A 17,758-nucleotide genomic window follows, 5' to 3' on the forward strand; every position below is an offset into this window, starting at 1 on the left:
GCGATTTTCGTACCCAAAACGAAGGGGGAAGGAGCAGAAAAAGTGGGCGAAAAAGCAGGGAAGCCGCAGTGCGGGCATAACTGTATGAATTTTATCGGGTGAGGGATTGCGGCGGGGAAGGCATTGTAGGTTAGATAAGCGCAGCGCCATCCAACATTTGCGGCGGGCGGCGCTGCGCTTAACCGCCCTAAGGGGCTGGGGTCGCCGGGCCTTATCGTGAATACCTGCGTATCTGTTTAATCAGGAACGCCTTACTCATCTGATCGAATAATTACTGCACGTTAGCAAACGCTTTGATTACATATCGGCTTCAGAATCATCTGGGTGGCATGCCCTTATTCCTGGTTAAACGTCATCTCGTCCCTTCGCTATTCTTGGAATCAATGCAATTCTGGAATATTATATTACTCATGAATATGTAATCAGATGTATATGCCGCGTTAAAGTAAACTTATATAGTTATCGTGCTAAAAAAGTGTTGCCGGTGAATGTCACAAACCCTTAAAAAAAAGAACATTCAATCAATGAAAAGATTTTTTATTTTCGTTTTACTCATATTTATTAACACTGCGACCTATGCGTTCTCGCTTGAAGATTCAGATATCAGATTAATGTGTCCGCAGAGGGGGCAAATCGAAGTCATCCTTCATCGTTATGAGCATACGCAGGAGTCATGGGGCAAAGATCATTTTGAAACGGGCGGTGGGCATTCACGTAGAGGATCGCTGTTGATGATTCAGTTCGCCAATCTGGATCAGATGATTTTCAACCAGACTTCAGGCAATTTTTTATATTGGTTTGCCGATAAACATGCTTTGGTGAACTGCCGTCTTATGAGTCTGTCCAGCACCTATCCTGTCGAAATTCCCTACTACCGGGAGTAATACTTATCGCCCTGACAGGGTTAACTCGCTGTTGGTCAAATTGCTTTCACTGCCAATCTCTATTGCCGATGTTGCAGCGTTGGCGGAGGGGGGTTGGATAAGCGCAGCGCCATCCGGCATTTGGGGCGGATGGCGCTAAAGTTTATAGACTTAAGCTAGCGTGTAATCGTTGCCGCATCGTTTCTGGCGGACTCTATGGCTTTATCGTCAAAGATATTTTGCTCATAGCCATTTTCGCCACGTACGCGATAGATTTTCCAGACGCCATCTTCAAGCCTGAGATAATCAATCAGGTGATATTTATGACCGCCTTGCATGCCCAACCAAACATCAATTACTTTTCCATTTTCAAAATTTTTAGCTTTGCCAATCTCAAGGGCCGGTATCCATTCGGCAGCATAATCCTGGCTATAAGTGAAATAATCTGCTTCTACAATTTCCTGTTCATAAATGGCTCGAATTTCCTTCAATCGTGCAAGTGTATCTTTCGCGACATACCGCTGCATGTTAGAAGAATTTAAGTCATCTGCCTGACTGTCGGTTACGAAGGCATTTAAATAGAATTGATAGAATTCCCTTACAGTTATTTCAGCCGGGGGGATATGTGTTGCGCAGCCAGAGAGAAGCAAGCAAAGTAAGATAATTATGCGCATTAGTTTTTCCTGTAAATAACGTAAGCTGGTGTCGCTCGGCGGTAGCCCGGACCGGCCCACATATCACGCTGTCTAAAATCTGAATACCAAGTGGAACCATCAAAAATTGCCATATGACCGCTTGGATTTCCACCCCTATAGGGTTGAATAACCACTACATCTCCTTCGCGCGGATTCTCCCCCGCCCCTATGGGGCGAAATCCTGATCTCACCAGTAATTGCCCATAATCCTTCGCATGAAAGGTGCGGCCAATATCAACGCCACCTGCATTAACTGCCTGGCGCGTAAATTCGGCACATCTACTTTGTGATACCGTACTCGCGTGACTTCTGGCGTGGCTAACTGCTGCACTCTTATTCCATCCCATGAATAGTCCTTAGTATTTTAATAAAAATAACACGGACGAAAATTCATCACAAAATACCTGGGGTTTTGTTACATCTAGTGCCATAGATTTTATGAATAATTCATTTTGCAGTTGATATCTTTTTAATAAATCCTCAAATAAGGCTCGAAATCGTAGGGCAGATAAGCGAAGCGTCACCTGCCGTGTTTTGCGGCGGATGGCGCTGCGCTTAATCGCCCTACAAATTCACAGACGGCTTCGGCGTTCTGTTACGCATAAGTCGGACAACGGGCTCGTGCGTCCGCGCATCAAAATAGCGGCTCGGCCAAATTGTTTCAGCGGGGACACCAATCGCTTTGCTGATTAATAGCTCCCCCTTTGCCCACGGGCGTACTAGCGCGTTAGCGAGGGTTGAGGGTTTCAGGCCTGGCGCGGGATTCGGCCGCAAGCGAAGTGCCTTTTTTATGCAGCGCCGCGATGATATCGGCTTTATGCCAGTCTTGTTGAAAGGGCAGGAAGGTCGGGCTGTGGGGTAGTTTCATTTACATCTCCTTGTAGTGATAACGACTACCACCGGAGGTGCAAATCTCTTTGGTGGTAGCCCAGACAGGGTTTGCACTACCGGCCTACAAGGACACCGGCCAGCCCGAAGGCTGCCCTGCCTGAGCCACCATTGAAGTTGTTAGTACAGTTTTTGAACTGAGCTAACAGCAGGTGTGCAAAGACATTGACACTCAATGAGTTCATCAAGTGAATCCCTGTAGCTTAGGCGGGGTGCAAATCCCGGCTGCGGATTTTGCCGCAGCGGGCAGACTATATCGTAAATCGGAAGCGTTAACCAACCCGGTATTAAAGGGAATGCGAGTTGTTTTCCAAAGAATTTTTTGGCGTTGCAGGTGTTGCAGCGGTGGTGGAATGTAGGTTGGATAAGCGCAGCGCCATCCAACGTTTGCGGCGGATGGCGCTAAAGCTTATCCGCCCTACGTGGCGGCAAACACAAAAAAGCCCGCGTTGACCTGCCCCCAGTATTAGATACAACCGTTAGTTAGTAATGTCGGTTTGTTTATCTTCACATTTTCCATTCCGCCACCGTGCTGCAAACTCTGATGGCGTCTGATAATTCAGTGCTGAATGTGGGCGACACTCGTTATAATCCTGCCGCCAGTTATTAATGATTTTCCTTGCATGAACGATATCGCTGAACCAGTGCTCATTCAGACATTCATCGCGAAATCGTCCGTTAAAGCTCTCAATAAATCCGTTCTGCGTTGGCTTGCCCGGCTGGATTAAGCGCAACTCAACACCATGCTCAAAAGCCCATTGATCCAGTGCGCGGCAAGTGAACTCCGGCCCCTGGTCAGTTCTTATCGTCGCCGGATAGCCCCGGAACAGTGCAATGCTGTCCAGAATTCGCGTGACCTGAACGCCTGAAATGCCGAATGCGATGGTAATTGTCAGACACTCCTTCGTGAAGTCGTCCACACAGGTCAGGCACTTGATCCTGCGACCGGTGGCCAGTGCGTCCATGACAAAATCCATCGACCAGGTCAGGTTGGGTGCCGCCGGGCGGAGCAGAGGCAGACGTTCTGTTGCCAGCCCTTTACGACGTCGCCTGCGTTTTACGCCCAGCCCGCTCAGATGATAAAGGCGGTACACGCGCTTATGATTAACATGAAGGCCTTCACGGCGCAGTAACTGCCAGATGCGGCGGTAGCCAAAACGCCTGCGCTCCAGTGCCAGCTCAGTGATGCGCCCTGATAAATGCGCATCAGCCGCCGGACGCTGAGCCTCATAGCGGCAGGTCGACAGGGACAAACCTGTAAGCCTGCAGGCACGACGTTGCGACAGACCGGTCGCATCACACATAAACTCAACGGCTTCCCGCTTCTGGTCTGTCGTCAGTACTTTCGCCCCAGTGCCACCTGAAGTGCCTCCTTATCCAGCATGGCTTCGGCAAGCAGCTTCTTGAGTCTGACGTTCTCTTCCTCAAGCAACTTCAGGCGCTTAACCTCGGGTACTTCCATGCCGCCATACTTCTTGCGCCAGGTATAAAAGGTGGCGTCGGAAATGGCGTGCTTGCGGCAGAGCTCACGGGCAGAAACCCCGGCTTCAGCCTCGCGGAGAATACTGATGATCTGTTCGTCGGAAAAACGCTTCTTCATGGAGGTGTCCTCATGTGGCTTATGAAGACATTACTAACATCGCGGTGTATTAATCAACGGGGAGCAGGTCAACGAGTACATAAGTAGTAAGGAGTCTGCAGGCACATGGATGAGTGACCCTAGTAAGCTATTGGAAGGTGCTTTTGTATCTCAAAAATGGGGAAAATATCAGTACAGTCAAGGATATAAAGCTAAAGGACGTAAACATGTTTTGGTAGCACTAAAAATGTTCAATATGTGGATTGGAGCCTGCTGGGCTGTAGATATGTTAGCGGCTAAAGAACAATCAAATAAGATAAAACGAGAAGCAGCAAGTCTTGGTGGTAAAAATAGAGCGCATAACTACAGGCGAGTCAAGGATGAAGTTATTAGATTATTGAAGAAAAATATGCCTGATAAAGGCTGGAGGAGTAAAGTATCTGCTATTAATGCTATTGAGACGGAACTCACCAAGTTTATTGAGCTTGATTACAATAAAAAAAGTGATTGGACATCGTGGGAAAAGTTACTTAAGACAATTAATGATTGGTCAAGAAATGATACTGAAATGAAAGAGACTTTTTCTATAGTTGTAAGAAAATAGATTCTTAATTAAATGAGCTATTGACAAAAAATTTAATTTTTAGCATTGCGCGTATTTAATCTCTCCTAGAGATTACATTTTTTGCTTTCAATGTGCTTTTAACATTAACAACCAGCCGACAACATATGACGAATAAATGATATTCTATATTTTTACTATAAAGGTATAAGGCATCTAACCGATAATGTAATGTGACAGCTCATTTTGCCACATTACATATTTTGAGATATTGAATTAGAATAATCCTTTAATAAGGAATTAATCTAGTTTTAGAAATTGTAACTCCTCAGGTTTTATAGAGTTTGGATCTTTTACCATATTGATTATTAAACCATAAGGGATTGGGAATCTCGGAATCTCTTTCCTGTCTATAGATTCGATATCTTTTAATTTCCTCTCAAGTCGAGTGTCTTCAACCCCAGATAAATATTTCTCCGTTGTCGCGATTATTTCGTCGGTAAGCTGTCGATTAGCTATTCTTTCATGCTTTAGAATAACTGACAATACATCCTCTTCTTTAGGCGGGTACGTTACAATATTGGCGAGCCCATCATATTTTGCATAATTCATATTAATTCGATATCGCTGAGCAACTTGTAGTTTATAATATTCATACATAATTCGGCTAAGTTTATTAGGCTTAGCAGTACTTTTCTCCAAGAAATGTTTTAAATATCTGCCGTAAAAAAACGGGAAACAAAAAAAACATTGCTTGAAAAGTATTTCAAAGTATCCTTTATGTATTGGACATAAAAATTTCCAGGGTATGATTCTATCAAGAATTGTTTTCGTTTCTCATCGTTAAAATGTAATGAATATGATTCACCTAAGTTTTCAGAGAAATAATGTAGGAAGTATGAATAAGTTAATGGTAGGTCTTGGTGAGAAACACTAATAATGCTAAAAAGAGCACCTATATCTTCTAAGCTTGTAACATGGTGATAATTGTTTTTCTTATCATGGCTTTCATAAAAGTATTCAGAGAAAAGTTCTCTCCTTGTGGGTGAGTTTGCCATCATGTCAAAATATTTTGCCGGAAAATCAATGTCATGATAATGTAAAGTAAGACTTATTAAAGTATGATGTATTCTTTTTTTTGCCCACATATCAATTAATGGTGTTGTAAACATATTTGAAAGTAACTTTGATACAGTTAGTGAGTATAAATTCGTTTTGTATTTTTGATCAAAGAAAAATAATATGTAAATGCTTTCAACAATATTTTGATTAATACATATTGAGTTATAAAACACTTCTGATAGTTGTATATATGAAAAGTGATTTTCATAAGCATGTTGGGATATTATATCATGGTACTTACATATTGCATCATCGTTAATATAGTTGTAAATAGTTCTGATATCATCAATAGTGCTATTATCAATATAATCTTTTAATATTTGAATTCTTTTTAATTCCCACTCTTTTAAATTAGAAATATCATTTTTTCTTTCTGTGAAGATATTAGGGGTGAGAGAAGGTAAATCTAAAAATTCTGATAGTGAGGAACATAACCCAATAGATGCTACATTAAACCTCTCTGCGGGGTCTATTAATGTTGACTCAGAAATAACATGACCAATATTATCAAAAAAAGAAAATGGTTTCCCATTGTTACCAGTATTTGGCTGCGACCACGTTGGGAAAAATGAATTAATCTCTCCATTGCGATACAAAACTGAAATTCTCAAACATTCTAGAGGTTCTTCAAGTTTATAGTAGCATACCAGTTCGCCTTCACGGCATTCAAGAGTGCTTATATGACGTAACGCCTCATCTAGTAATTTTATAATATTATTTTGGTCTATTGTTTTAGGGAAAATAGTTTTCCATAAATAACCTGATTTGTAGTTATTTTCTGGATATAGGGTCATCTTTGCTGCTTTAGATGTAAAAACTGATTCTGGGAGTTTTAATAGAATAGTACCATTTTGAAGTTCACGTTCATAATACCATTCACTGTCTCGTTCAGAATTATAATATGTAACTTTTTTTAAGCCTGGCCTTTGTGACAAAAAATTGCGCCAGCCTGAGTAAGTATGTAAGCCACCTGATAATACTTTCTGTACTGTTGATGTATTATTAATATTGATTACTTTATTTGTAGTATCACCATGAATTACATGATCTAAGCAATTTTGTGATAAGCTCAAAATTAAATTAGGGGAGATTTCATATCTGCGAAGTATCATGCGAAAGTTTCCAATGATTAAGCTTATAAATGGGGTCAAAATAAAGGCACCTAATGAGGTGCCTCGAATATTCAGAATAGATACATGAGCTGTTCTGGGCCTGTATGTGTAGGATTCCACTCTTTATCTAAACTATCGCCTACGTAGTGATAACCCGTAGTAGAAAAGATAATCTGGAGCTCATACTTTTTACATAAAGACTTTAATTTTAGCATGAAATTATTAAGGTCATTGTTATCTATATCGTGTTGCTTAGGAGTATCTAAGACCAACAATTTTAATCGGCAACTATTCCTTTTCAGTAAAAGCTCGATAAGTGCTGCATGATATGCTAAAACAGCTCTAATGCGGGTGCTTCCGCTTAATTGAGTAATTTTTTCGTTCCCTAGTTCTGGAATAAAATCATCAGAAAATTTTATGTCTTTGCTTATATTTAATGTATTCAAGCAGTCTAGCCATTCAATAAACAAATTTTTTAACTCAATTCTTGATCTGAGAATTTCTAACGGAATATTATTAGCGCTTTTCAAGCTTGCTATTGTTTCGATAACAAAATCTCTATCACTTTGCAATGTTATTATTTTGCTTTCCAGTTGTGATAGTTTATCTAGGTCTTTTATTTTAGATTGAATGTCAAATACTTTATCTTTTATTATGGATATAGACTCTATAAGAGAGTTCACATCATTGCTTTCATTATTGTTGGTATTGACCTTTATAAGTTCCTGCAAAGCATGGTCTAATCTATCTCTATTAAGATTCAACTGTATTAAGCGTGACTCATCAAGAGTTTTATTCCTCTCTAAATCTTTTATTTGGTCTTTAAGATAAAGTAAATTCTTTGCATAATGTTCAGAACTCGACGAGAATAATCTGCAATTTCCTGAGCCACAAATTTCGTCAAATGATAAAAATATTCTCTTTGCACTCTCATTTAATGATAATGTCTCAATCTCGACATTAATATCTGAAATTATTTTATCAAAAGCACTATGCATTTTTATTATATCTAATATTTGTTGGTCAAGATCAAATATATCATTTTGTAAGTTTCTTTTAACGTTTCTATAAACAAAATCAGCTTGGCTAACATTATCCTTGCTTGTTTTAATTCTTTCAAATTCTGTCGTAAAAAATTTGAGTTCATGCTCAAGTTCTTTTCGAGATTTTGCTGTTATATCAGTAGATTCAGATTTAATTTCTTTGTAGATACTAGTAGTGTTGTTTATTAAATCATCTAAACTAGAGAGTTTTTGCTTCTCAATCTTTAATGTTTTTTGATGGTAAGGTGAGTTTTTTGGTGGTACGCCCAGCGCATACCTGACCATTTCAATATATTGATCTTTAATAAAATTACTTTTAGCACTGTATATCTTATTATATCCATCATCTTGCCCAAGATAAAATAATGGAAGGAAAGTAGATATGTATGGTTGTGTTAATTCCTTACCGTTTGTTACTAAATTTAGATGTGGGAGGCCTAATAGCTCAAAAATATATTCACTGTGAGTACGTTCATCATAAAACGTTTGCGTATTGCCTAATGGTTCGGTTATTTCTAAATGAAATTGACTCTGATCGTAGTAACGTTTGAATTGATATTCAAGGTTATTTAGCTCGATTTTAAGAATTGCGTGACTACATCTTTCATAAATGTCATTTCTGAACAATTCAGGATAACCAAGACAATAGGTTATAGATTTAATTACTGGTGTTTTACCGCTTCCATTAGGTCCATATAATAAAGTTACATGTTTCCCTAAGATATACTCATCAGAAGAAAGACCATTGTTACCTTTAGAATAAATCTTTATGCTTTTAAATTTCACATTAACTCCAGATCTAGTTGTCGTGAAACACGAATATTTCTATAGGATCTTGCAATTAATTTTAGATTATACTCTAGATTATGATCCCACTTAAAAGCTCTATCCACTACTTTTTTACCAAGGTCAGTGATAGTAACTTTTTCTTTTCTGTTATTAATTATTATGAGATTAGCTTTCTCTAAAAAGCTAATCGCTTTGACTGTCCGTATTCTTAGATTTGCTGACCAACCAATATGTTGATCAGAGGCTTTAAATCCGATGAAGCATTTTTCGATACACTCACCAACTAACTGACCTAATTCAGCAACATTAGGTTTACTTCTGTCTTTTGCTAAAACTAATATAATGATACTAATGAGAGGTAATTGGAATAATGCTTCATTATCCAGTGAGTTATCTCTAGGTTGAATATTTTTAAAAGCAATTACCAGATCTTTTCCGTTGCCCTCTTGCAAAAATGTATCGAAGTTCATACTCCATCCTTAACTATTTCTGAGAAAATAGCTCCAAATAATATATCATGAGTTAGGTTGTAAATTATTTTCTCTGTAACTAATTCACTATACAGTTCTTTTATTGGCTGATGAAGTGAACCTAATGTTATTCCATGTGGATTATTCATTTTAGCAGAAACCAGAACTTTCCTCGTTTTAGAAACAATAGCTCTTAAATCTAATTCGGATATAGAATGACGATTAGTCCTATACCAAAGATCCCAATCAGTTTTACATTTCGAGCAGTAAGTTACATCATCTAAATTCCCACCTGCATTGATTAATGTTCGTTGGATTATAGATGCGGATTTAACTGCTTTAGGATCTTGTCCTCTTACTATTTCTTTATATGCCTCTTCAGAAATACTTAGCAGTGGGAGCAGATCATCAATTGATACGCTGGCAGATTTATCTATATTTTCTTGTGTAAACGGTTTAATTACACCTTCTGATTTTGATGAAATAAGATCTAGTAATTTAATTGTAATATCATCTAATTCAATGTGAGTTAAATCGATCTCACTATATTCATATAGTTTCTCACGAACTATAGGCAAAAAAAGTGAAGTATCTGCTTTTAAAAAAGGCACGTCATTTTCGAATCTTATCTTTGATAATCTTGATTTTATTTCTTCCTCTTTAAAAGAGGAACAGTTATCGGAAATGATCTTAAATTTTTCAAGAAGAATTTTTGTGTATTTATTGCTAAAATTCCCTGATTCAATATCGGCTAAAACATCATCGATATTATCATCATTATGAATGTTAGTTTGAAATACTACTAACTCACAATTTTTGTCGAAATTTATCGTGTGAAGTAACATTTTTCCAATAAAACTATCCCGAATAAGAGAGTCATCAGGTTTTTTACGGGTAGAGTAAATACCAAAAACCTCTAATAAGCTCCAGTTTTTATTGAGCTTAGCTCGTGTTTTTACTTGATAAAAAACGTAGGTGTTACCATTTACATTTTTTTTCCTTACAACGATATCATCGTGCAAGTCACAATAAACACGATCTATAGCTTTGCCCGAGAGAATTTGGAGAGAGGCTACTGCGGCAGACCTGACTTGAACTCGATAACGCCCAAACGAGTCTCGACCGTCTTGTTCTCTAGGGACTACTGTATGTAAAACCATGTCTTTTTGCAAGCCTCCAGCTTCAAATTCTGAAATTTACCTCTATAAAGCATAAAGTGGATCTTAACTTATTGAAAAAAAAGATTTAATGCAGAAAATTATATGATTTTCATCATATCCTTAAACTTTAAACATGAAAAGCATAAAAGGAATATTCTCATTTAATGATCATATGCTATTGAAATGCAAGGATTTAACATAGTGCGTTACTATGTTAAAAATAATATTGATCAATGAATGAGATTATAAATGACTAGCTTTCAAAAAAATATAATTGAATCAAATGGTTATATTTATTTGCATGCCTGTTTGCTTGGCAAGATTTCTTTCAGGATAATACCAAAACAAGTACGTGTTAGTTCATATCAACTGACTAGCTGGAGCCTTTTCGTTTCGTTCTTCCACATTAGACCATTATCTGCTGTCCTTATAAAATCAGCCCACCATTGCATCATTGGACGTCGTTGCTCAAGGTAATCGCTGCGGTTATAAGCACGGCGAACCTCATTCTTATCCACATGAGCCAATGCTGCCTCAATAACATCAGGTGGAAAACCCTGTTCATTAAGTGCTGTACTGGCAATAGAGCGCAACCCATGCGAAACGAGGATACCGCCAAAGCCCGCACGTTTAAGCGAAGCATTTACGGTCTGACTGTTCATCGGCTGGTTTGGCTTGATGCGGCTGGGAAAGATAAATTCTCGATTTCCACTTAACGGCTTCATCATCTCCAGTATCGCGATTGCTTCATCTGACAATGGAACAGTATGGTCGCGGTTCATTTTCATACGTGCTGCAGGAATCTTCCACTCTCGCGCTTCTATGTCTACCTCTTCCCAGCGAGCTTCAGCCGCTTCGGCAGGGCGGGTAATAGTAAGAAGTTGCCACATGAACAAGCAGCGTGTGGAAAGACTAATGCTGGCTGTTCGCATTGTTTGCATCAGTTGTGGTAGCTGATCCGGTCGAATGCTGGGCATGTTCTTTTTCTGAGGCTTCTCGAAGGCTTTACCGATATTAACGCTGGGAACAGCATCAATCAGCCCTGTGTTTTGGGCATAGATCATGACCTCATTAATGCGCTGGCACAGGCGACGAACGGTTTCCAGTGCTCCTCTGGCCTGAACCGGTTGGACGGCCTGAACCAGTGTGTGAGCTTTAATATCTGTAACGCTAACGTCGCCAATCGCAGGAAAAACATCTCTCTCAAGAGAGCGCCAGATATCCTCTGCGTAGTCTTCGGTCACACTGGCTTTCTTCACATTCCACCAACGTTCAGCCACGAGCTGGAAAGTATTGGTTTTAGCTTCCAGCGAACTGCGAAGTTGTTCTTGCTGATGTTCCTGAGGGTCGATTTGTTTCGCCAGAAGAGAACGAGACTCTGCGCGATAGTTTCTGGCATCGGCAAGCGTAACTGACGGGTAGGGGCCTATGCTCTTCTTCGCACGTTTCTTGGTGACAGGGCGAATGTAGCGAAACTGCCAGATTTTACTCCCGCTGGATTTGATGAGTAGCTCAAGGCCATCACCATCATAGAGAACGTAGTCTGCTTCTTTGGGTTTGGCGGATTCGATTTCTTTAACGGATAGAGGTTTGGTTTGTCTTGCCATTGCCGGGTTTCCATAGTTTTAGGCACCTCAAAAACAATAAAGCTTTATGAGGTGCCTAACAAGGTGCCTAAAAGGTTCGGATTTAATTAGTTGGCATCAGACTTCGCGGGACAAATTACAGGCACAAAAAAGCCCGCAGGGCTTGCGCCGTGCGGGCTCTTAGGACTTCATCGGATGACTCTGGTAATCACCGATGGAGAATTTTGGTGGAGCTGGCGGGAGTTGAACCCGCGTCCGAAATTACTACACCGTCGGTACTACATGCTTAGTCGTATCTTTACATTCGCCGGGCAACTGCGGATAGACACGCCATTACCAAACTATCCTGATTAGTTTTAGTGCTTCAACCCCAGGCAAGGCATCCACACGAGCTCTTTTGGGTTTGACTTCTCTTGATCCCCGTCTTAAGAGCGGAAGCTAGGGAGAGAAGGCTCTAAGCAGGTTATTAAGCTGCTAGTGCGTAGTTTTCGTCGTTTGCGACTATTTTTTTGCGGCTTTTTACGAGGCCAACCGCCCCTCGGCATGCACCTTGGGTTTCGCAAATCCCGTCGAATCCAGAATCAGCCCCACAAGTGTTTTGTAAGTATAACAGAGTTGTAGCCCCCGTTACCACCCCCTGTCCCGTTATCGTTCGCGCAGCGCTTCACGGGCGCGGTTGAACGGTTTTATCAGGTAGTCGACGATGGTTTTTTGCCCGGTTTTGATGTCCACGGTGGCGACCATCCCCGGCGAAATGGAGAAGCGGTGCCCGGCCTTGTTCACCAGATAATCCTGATGGGTGCGGATAAAGACCCGGTAATAGACCACTTCCGGCTTCACCTTGTCCTGAATGGTGTCCGGCGAGATGGTTTCAACTTCGCCTTCTAGCCCGCCGTAGATCGCGTAGTCGTAGGCGGTGACCTTCACCAGCGCGCGCTGGCCGGGGTGGATAAAGGCGATGTCGCGCGGGGAAAGACGGGCCTCAATCAGCAGATGGTCGTCAACCGGAACGATCTCCATCATCTCGCCGTTCGGCGGGATCACGCCGCCGATGGTGGTCACCTGGATATTCTTCACGATGCCGCGCATCGGCGAACGCACGGTCATCCGCGTAACGGAATCCTCGCGCCCTTTGATGACGGCGGAAAGCATATCCACTTCGGCGTTGGCTTTGGACAGCGCCTCGCGCGCCTGCACGTAATACTGCGAGCGCAGGTCGGTGATTTTCAGGCCGAGATCGCTTTTCTGCCGTTGCAGCCGCAGAACCTCAACGTGGCTCGCCGCACCGCTCTTCACCAGCCGCTGGGTGATATCCAGCTCTTTGTTGACCGACACCAGCGCGTCGTTGAGGTCTGATTCCGTGTCCTTCAGCTGCGCGCGGCGGCTTTTATAGAGGCGGGTTTCGGAGGCGATAAGGTCCGGCCAGGCCTTCAGCGAGTCCGGGAACACCAGCGGCAGGTCGTTCACCTCCGCGTTTAGCCGCACGCTTGAGGCAAGCGACGCGCGGTAGCGGGCGGCGCTTTCGCCAACGTTAGATTCCGAGCGGGTCGGGTCAAGGCGGGCGACGATTTGCCCCGCCTGCACCTTGTCGCCCTCGTGCACCAGCAGCTCGGTGACGATGCCGCCGTCAAGGGATTGCAGCACCTGCTCGCGCGAGCTGGGAATCACTTTGCCGGTGCCGGTCGACACCTCGTCGAGCTTGCCGTACCACGCCCAGATGCCGAGCAGCAGAAACAGCAGGACGCTGAGGGTGATGATGCGGCTGGCCCCGGAAAACTCGCTTTCGCGCTGAATGTCCGGGTCGTCCATGGCGATGTCACGCTGACTGGTTTTCATTTTTCCACTCCCGCTGGGTTGTCTGGGCGGCGGCCTGGGCGCTGGCGCGGCTGTTGCTCAGCGCCTGGGCCTTCGGCGCGTCCATCACCAGCTGTCCGTCTTTAATGACCAGCACGCGTTCCACCAGCTCGAGCATCGGGACGCGGTGGGTGGCGACGATCAACGTGCGGTTGCCGAGCCACTGCCCGAGGCGCTGGATAAACTCACGCTCGGTGTGGTCGTCCAGCGAGGCGGTCGGCTCGTCGAGCAGCACGATATTGGGGGATCGCAGCAGCATGCGCGCCAGCAGGATCGACTGCCGCTGCCCGCCGGAAAGCCCGGTGCCGCCCTCCATGATCGCGTGATCCAGCCCTTTGGGCAGATGCTTCACGAAGCCGCCCGCGCCGCTTATCTCTAGCACCTCAAAGATCGCTTCATCGCTGGCATGGGGCGCGCCGAGCGTCAGGTTCTCGCGCAACGTGCCGTAGAACAGGCGGGCGTTTTGGCTGAGAAAGCCGATGTTGCGCCGCAAATCCGCCATATCGATCTGCGTCATGCTCAGGTTGTCGAGCCGCACGTCGCCGCTCACCAGATCGACGCCGCCCGCCAGCGCCTGCAGCAGCGTGGATTTCCCCGCGCCGTTGCGCCCGAGCACCGCAATTCTCTCACCCGCCTGAATTTCCAGCCGGGAGATGCGCAGCGGAACGCGCTGGTCCTCGCTGTGATAGCGGAACTGCGCGTTCTCAAACAGATAATGGCCGTGAAAAATGTCCTGATGCACCAGGCTTTCGTCGCGCTGGGTTTCCACCGGCAGCTGCATGATGCTGTCCAGCCCCTGCTTGGCGGCCTTCACCTGCTGCCAGCGGGCGAGCACGCCGCACAGGTTCGCCATCGGCGCAATCATCCGCGAGGCGAGCATGGAGGCGGCAACCATCGCACCGGTGGTCATGTCGCCTTCAATCACCAGCGGCGCGCCGAACAGGATCACCGCGGCGTACACCAGGCTTTGAATCGTCATCCCCCAGCTAATCAGCCCCTGCGAAAGCTGGCGCGTGCGCAGGCCGGACTCGGCGGTAATGCGGATGTAGCTGTTCCACTGCTGAAGGAAGCGGTTTTCTGCCTGCATCAGCTTGATGTCCTCCAGCCCCTGCACGCTTTCCACCAGCACGGCGTTGCGCAGCGTCGCCTCGTGGGCGGACTGGTTGGCGAGCATCGCCAGCTTCTTTTGCAGCAGCAGGCCGGGCAGCACCATCAGCACGGCGGCGACCGGGGCGATCCACGCCAGCTGCGGCGCGATGATCGCCAGCACCGCGATGAACATAAAGAAGAAGGGCAGATCGACGATCGTCGAGATCGTCGACGAGGTGATCATCTCGCGGATCTGCTCAAGCTCGCGCAGCTGGGAAATAAAGCTGCCGGTGGAGCGGGGTACAGCGCTGTTACGCAGCCGCAGCGCGTGGCTGAAAACGCGATCGGAAACGCGCATATCCGCCCGCTTGCCGAGCACGTCCATGATATGCCCGCGCGCCACCCGCAGCAGAAAGCCGAAGATCACCGCCAGCATGACGCCAGAAGCGAGCACGTAGAGCGTAGGGTAGGACTGGGCCGGGATCACCCGGTCGTAAACCTGCATCGAAAAGAGGATGCCGGAAAGCGACAGTACGTTTATCAGGAACGCCGCCAGCATCACCGGGCCGTAGGGCCGCCAGTCCACCATCACCAGCTCTTTGAGCCAGTCCGGGCTGAAGCGCGAAATATAGGCGTCAACGCGGCTGTCTTTTAAGGCCGACAGCGGACGCAGCGCGGCGACAAAGCGGATCTCCGGCAGCAGCCTGCTCAGCGCGACGCGGTTGGTCTGGCGCTCGCCGTCGATAACGCAGATGTCTACCGTATCCTCCCCGTCAAAATGTTCGATAACCGCAAGCTGGCCGTTTTTTAAGTCGACGACGACGGGCAGCCGCCACTGGGCGATGGCCTTCTCCGGCGCGCTCAACATGTGAAAAGACAGCCCCGCCTGGCGCGAAAGCTGCGTCAGCGCCGGGATCGTGCCTTTGTCCTTGAACCACGGGGCGTTGGCCTGAATGGTGCCCGGCGAGCAGACGACGCGATAGTGACCGGCGACGTGGCTGATGGCCTGCGCCCAGTTGCCCAGCGCGCGCTCGGTGAGTAACTCATCAACGGGAGGGGGCGTATGGCTCATGGCTGGATCTCCAGTGACTGGATGTTGCGATTTTCCAGACCAAATGCGTTGCGCAATCTGCCGGTGTTATACAGGCAGTTGAGCTGCAGTTGATGAAGCTGGCTTAACGTTTGCTGTTCGGCGAAGCGCGCCTGGAACACTTCCTGCTCGGCGTTCAGCACGTCCAGCAGCGGGCGCGAGCCGAGGTCGAGATACTGCTGCTGGTACAGCTCGCGGGTGCGGGCGCTCAGCTCCTCCTGGCGTTGCAGAACCTGAATGGCCCCGACGAGGCTCATCGCCTGGCTGCGCGACTCCATCAGCTTCTGGCGCACGTCAAGGCGGGTGCGCTGCACGCCGGACTGTGCGGCCTCAACCGCGTGGCTCGCGGCGTTGCGGCGCGCGGTCAGCCCGCCGCCCTGGTAGAGCGGCATCTCAACTTTGATAAAGGCGGAATACTGCGTGCGGTCGAGCACTTCGTGGCTGGCGTATTTGTCGTTTAGATAGTGCTGGACGGAAGGTTCAAGCGACACGGTGGGCGTCATCTGCGCGTTGGCGTAATCCAGGTTGGCCTGCGCCACGCTTGCCTGCGCCCAGGAGGCCAGCACGGCGGGCACCAGGCGATCGTCCGGCTTTTCGACGTTGCAGCTTTGGCCGAGCTTGTCCGGGAAGTCGTTGCTGATGCCGTTGAGGTTGTTCCAGCCCAGCCAGCTCATTAAGGTCGCCTGGGCGCTGTCGAGGTTGGCCTGGTACTGAATCAGCTGCGAGCGGGCGGACTCGATGCGGGCGTTGGTTTGCACCACGTCCGACATGGACGTTGCGCCCTCGTCGTTGCGCTTTTCCGTCAGGCGGCCGATGTTGCTCAGGGCGTCGAGCTGCTCTTTGGCGATATCCACCATCTGCTGCCACATCTGCACCTGGGTCATGGCGATGGCGGTGTCGTGGCCGACGTTATCGATGCTCACCAGCACGTTGGCCTGCTCCTGCGCCACGCCTGCGGTTTCGGCCCGCACCTGGCTTGATACTTTGCCAAAGTCGTAGAGCATCTGGGAAATGGACAGCACCAGCGACGGGCTGAAGCCGCTGTCGGTATAGCTGTTGCTGTAGCCGTTGTTCATGCCCGCGCTGATCTGCGGGTAGTATTTTGATTTTGCGACGTTGACCTGTTCGGCCTGGCCCGCGAGCTTGCCGATGGCCTCTTGAATGCTGGGGTGCCAGGTCACGGCCCGGTTCACCGCGTCGTTGATGGTCAGCGTGCCGGGCGCCGGGGCGTTAAGCGGCAGGGAAGAAGATCCGTCGAGCGAGGGGAGTTCCTGCTCGGCAAGCCCCTGCGTCGAGATAAATTGTGGAGCGTCATCGGCATAGGCCTGGGCCATAAATAGGCCATACGCCAGCCATAAAGCAACAGGCTGTAATTTTCCCATTATTTTTCCCTAATAAATGTCACTACGTTCCGATTGCCGACAGCAGCGATCGTTTTACGGTCAAATTATTGTCGGGTGGCGCTGCGCTTACCCGACCTACAAAGGGCTATCCGCGGCGTATGCTTGTCGGGTGACGCTACGCTTACCCGACCTACAAAGGGCTATCCGCGGCGTATGCTTTTCGGGTGGCGCTACGCTTACCCGACCTACAAAGGGCTATCCGCGGCGTATGCTTGTCGGGTGGCGCTACGCTTACCCGACCTACAAAGGGCTATCCGCCGCGTATGCTTTTCGGGTGACGCTACGCTTACCCGACCTACAAAGGGCTATCCGCGGCGTATGCTTGTCGGGTGACGCTACGCTTACCCGACCTACAAAGGGCTATCCGCCGCGTATGCTTGTCGGGTGGCGCTGCGCTTACCCGACCTACAAGGCACCGTTTTCGGGTTGGAAAAGGCCGTTGTAGGGTGGATA

The 17,758-nt window shown here is 46.5% G+C and carries 14 protein-coding genes, 1 other RNA gene and 2 pseudogenes; 2 read left to right on the forward strand and 15 right to left on the reverse strand.

The features are described from left to right. Positions 1-524 precede the first annotated feature (524 nt). Complete coding sequence (locus ACSPHG_RS05335; protein WP_435952482.1) at positions 525-884, forward strand: hypothetical protein; 360 nt, start codon at positions 525-527, stop codon at positions 882-884. A gap of 155 nt (positions 885-1,039) precedes the next feature. Here the strand turns inward: ACSPHG_RS05335 and ACSPHG_RS05340 are convergent, their stop codons facing one another. The 5 genes and pseudogenes from ACSPHG_RS05340 to ACSPHG_RS05360 all read right to left on the reverse strand — a co-directional run bounded on the left by ACSPHG_RS05340 (position 1,040) and on the right by ACSPHG_RS05360 (position 4,046). After that, positions 1,040-1,537 (reverse strand): YqhG/Tai3 family protein, encoded by a 498-nt coding sequence (locus ACSPHG_RS05340; protein WP_435952483.1) that lies wholly within the window; start codon positions 1,535-1,537, stop codon positions 1,040-1,042. Beyond that, positions 1,537-1,905 carry a hypothetical protein gene (locus tag ACSPHG_RS05345; protein WP_435952484.1) on the reverse strand — a complete coding sequence of 123 codons (369 nt, stop codon included), beginning with the start codon at positions 1,903-1,905 and terminating at the stop codon, positions 1,537-1,539. Before ACSPHG_RS05345 ends, ACSPHG_RS05340 begins: the two co-directional genes overlap by 1 nt. A gap of 217 nt (positions 1,906-2,122) precedes the next feature. Then, positions 2,123-2,426, reverse strand: a pseudogene (locus ACSPHG_RS05350) (helix-turn-helix domain-containing protein). 84 nt (positions 2,427-2,510) lie between these two features. Next, a pseudogene (locus ACSPHG_RS05355) lies at positions 2,511-2,570 on the reverse strand (hypothetical protein); the annotation flags it as partial. Positions 2,571-2,925: 355 nt separating this feature from the next. Further along, a protein-coding gene (locus tag ACSPHG_RS05360; protein WP_435952485.1) for an IS3 family transposase occupies positions 2,926-4,046 on the reverse strand; the annotation gives its coding sequence in 2 pieces (ribosomal slippage) (positions 2,926-3,788 and positions 3,788-4,046; 1,122 coding nt in all). Positions 4,047-4,155: 109 nt separating this feature from the next. On the opposite strand from ACSPHG_RS05360, the gene ACSPHG_RS05365 reads away from it, so the two are divergent. Continuing rightward, positions 4,156-4,629, forward strand: coding sequence for a hypothetical protein (locus ACSPHG_RS05365; RefSeq protein ID WP_435952486.1), 474 nt, complete (start codon positions 4,156-4,158; stop codon positions 4,627-4,629). A 258-nt stretch (positions 4,630-4,887) separates the two neighbouring features. On the opposite strand, the gene ACSPHG_RS05370 is transcribed toward ACSPHG_RS05365, so the two are convergent. From ACSPHG_RS05370 to ACSPHG_RS05415, 10 genes are all read right to left on the reverse strand, one after another. Beyond that, the gene (locus tag ACSPHG_RS05370; RefSeq protein WP_435952487.1) at positions 4,888-5,199 is read right to left on the reverse strand and encodes a hypothetical protein; all 312 of its coding nucleotides are present in this window, start codon (positions 5,197-5,199) and stop codon (positions 4,888-4,890) included. A gap of 98 nt (positions 5,200-5,297) precedes the next feature. Next, the gene (locus ACSPHG_RS05375) at positions 5,298-6,821 is read right to left on the reverse strand and encodes a hypothetical protein (protein ID WP_435952488.1); all 1,524 of its coding nucleotides are present in this window, start codon (positions 6,819-6,821) and stop codon (positions 5,298-5,300) included. Between the two features lie 71 nt (positions 6,822-6,892). Continuing rightward, positions 6,893-8,650 carry an AAA family ATPase gene (locus ACSPHG_RS05380; RefSeq protein WP_435952489.1) on the reverse strand — a complete coding sequence of 586 codons (1,758 nt, stop codon included), beginning with the start codon at positions 8,648-8,650 and terminating at the stop codon, positions 6,893-6,895. Next, complete coding sequence (locus tag ACSPHG_RS05385; RefSeq protein ID WP_435952490.1) at positions 8,647-9,123, reverse strand: hypothetical protein; 477 nt, start codon at positions 9,121-9,123, stop codon at positions 8,647-8,649. Before ACSPHG_RS05385 ends, ACSPHG_RS05380 begins: the two co-directional genes overlap by 4 nt. Next, a complete protein-coding gene (locus ACSPHG_RS05390) occupies positions 9,120-10,295 on the reverse strand; it encodes a dsDNA nuclease domain-containing protein (RefSeq protein ID WP_279937895.1) in 1,176 nt (391 codons plus the stop codon). The genes ACSPHG_RS05385 and ACSPHG_RS05390 overlap by 4 nt, the downstream gene beginning before the upstream one ends. Before the next feature lie 353 nt (positions 10,296-10,648). After that, positions 10,649-11,890 carry an integrase domain-containing protein gene (locus tag ACSPHG_RS05395; protein WP_147840205.1) on the reverse strand — a complete coding sequence of 414 codons (1,242 nt, stop codon included), beginning with the start codon at positions 11,888-11,890 and terminating at the stop codon, positions 10,649-10,651. A 204-nt stretch (positions 11,891-12,094) separates the two neighbouring features. Further along, positions 12,095-12,458: a transfer-messenger RNA gene (gene ssrA / locus ACSPHG_RS05400) on the reverse strand. A 56-nt stretch (positions 12,459-12,514) separates the two neighbouring features. Next, positions 12,515-13,678 carry an HlyD family type I secretion periplasmic adaptor subunit gene (locus ACSPHG_RS05405; protein ID WP_435955948.1) on the reverse strand — a complete coding sequence of 388 codons (1,164 nt, stop codon included), beginning with the start codon at positions 13,676-13,678 and terminating at the stop codon, positions 12,515-12,517. A gap of 7 nt (positions 13,679-13,685) precedes the next feature. Next, positions 13,686-15,884, reverse strand: a complete 2,199-nt coding sequence (locus ACSPHG_RS05410; RefSeq protein ID WP_435952491.1) for a type I secretion system permease/ATPase — start codon at positions 15,882-15,884, stop codon at positions 13,686-13,688. Then, positions 15,881-17,284 carry a TolC family outer membrane protein gene (locus ACSPHG_RS05415; RefSeq protein ID WP_435952492.1) on the reverse strand — a complete coding sequence of 468 codons (1,404 nt, stop codon included), beginning with the start codon at positions 17,282-17,284 and terminating at the stop codon, positions 15,881-15,883. Before ACSPHG_RS05415 ends, ACSPHG_RS05410 begins: the two co-directional genes overlap by 4 nt. Positions 17,285-17,758 lie beyond the last annotated feature (474 nt).

The organism is Dryocola baronae (genome assembly GCF_051297175.1).
Classification (GTDB): Bacteria; Pseudomonadota; Gammaproteobacteria; order Enterobacterales; family Enterobacteriaceae; genus Dryocola.

Coding starts and splice junctions, on each gene's coding strand:
- ACSPHG_RS05365 (WP_435952486.1), top strand. CDS start 4,156: ATGAGTGACCCTAGTAAGCTATTGGAAGGTGCTTTTGTATCTCAAAAA.
- ACSPHG_RS05415 (WP_435952492.1), bottom strand. CDS start 17,284: ATGGGAAAATTACAGCCTGTTGCTTTATGGCTGGCGTATGGCCTATTT.
- ACSPHG_RS05370 (WP_435952487.1), bottom strand. CDS start 5,199: ATGAATTATGCAAAATATGATGGGCTCGCCAATATTGTAACGTACCCG.
- ACSPHG_RS05410 (WP_435952491.1), bottom strand. CDS start 15,884: ATGAGCCATACGCCCCCTCCCGTTGATGAGTTACTCACCGAGCGCGCG.
- ACSPHG_RS05395 (WP_147840205.1), bottom strand. CDS start 11,890: ATGGCAAGACAAACCAAACCTCTATCCGTTAAAGAAATCGAATCCGCC.
- ACSPHG_RS05340 (WP_435952483.1), bottom strand. CDS start 1,537: ATGCGCATAATTATCTTACTTTGCTTGCTTCTCTCTGGCTGCGCAACA.
- ACSPHG_RS05345 (WP_435952484.1), bottom strand. CDS start 1,905: ATGGGATGGAATAAGAGTGCAGCAGTTAGCCACGCCAGAAGTCACGCG.
- ACSPHG_RS05335 (WP_435952482.1), top strand. CDS start 525: ATGAAAAGATTTTTTATTTTCGTTTTACTCATATTTATTAACACTGCG.
- ACSPHG_RS05385 (WP_435952490.1), bottom strand. CDS start 9,123: ATGAACTTCGATACATTTTTGCAAGAGGGCAACGGAAAAGATCTGGTA.
- ACSPHG_RS05375 (WP_435952488.1), bottom strand. CDS start 6,821: ATGATACTTCGCAGATATGAAATCTCCCCTAATTTAATTTTGAGCTTA.
- ACSPHG_RS05405 (WP_435955948.1), bottom strand. CDS start 13,678: ATGGACGACCCGGACATTCAGCGCGAAAGCGAGTTTTCCGGGGCCAGC.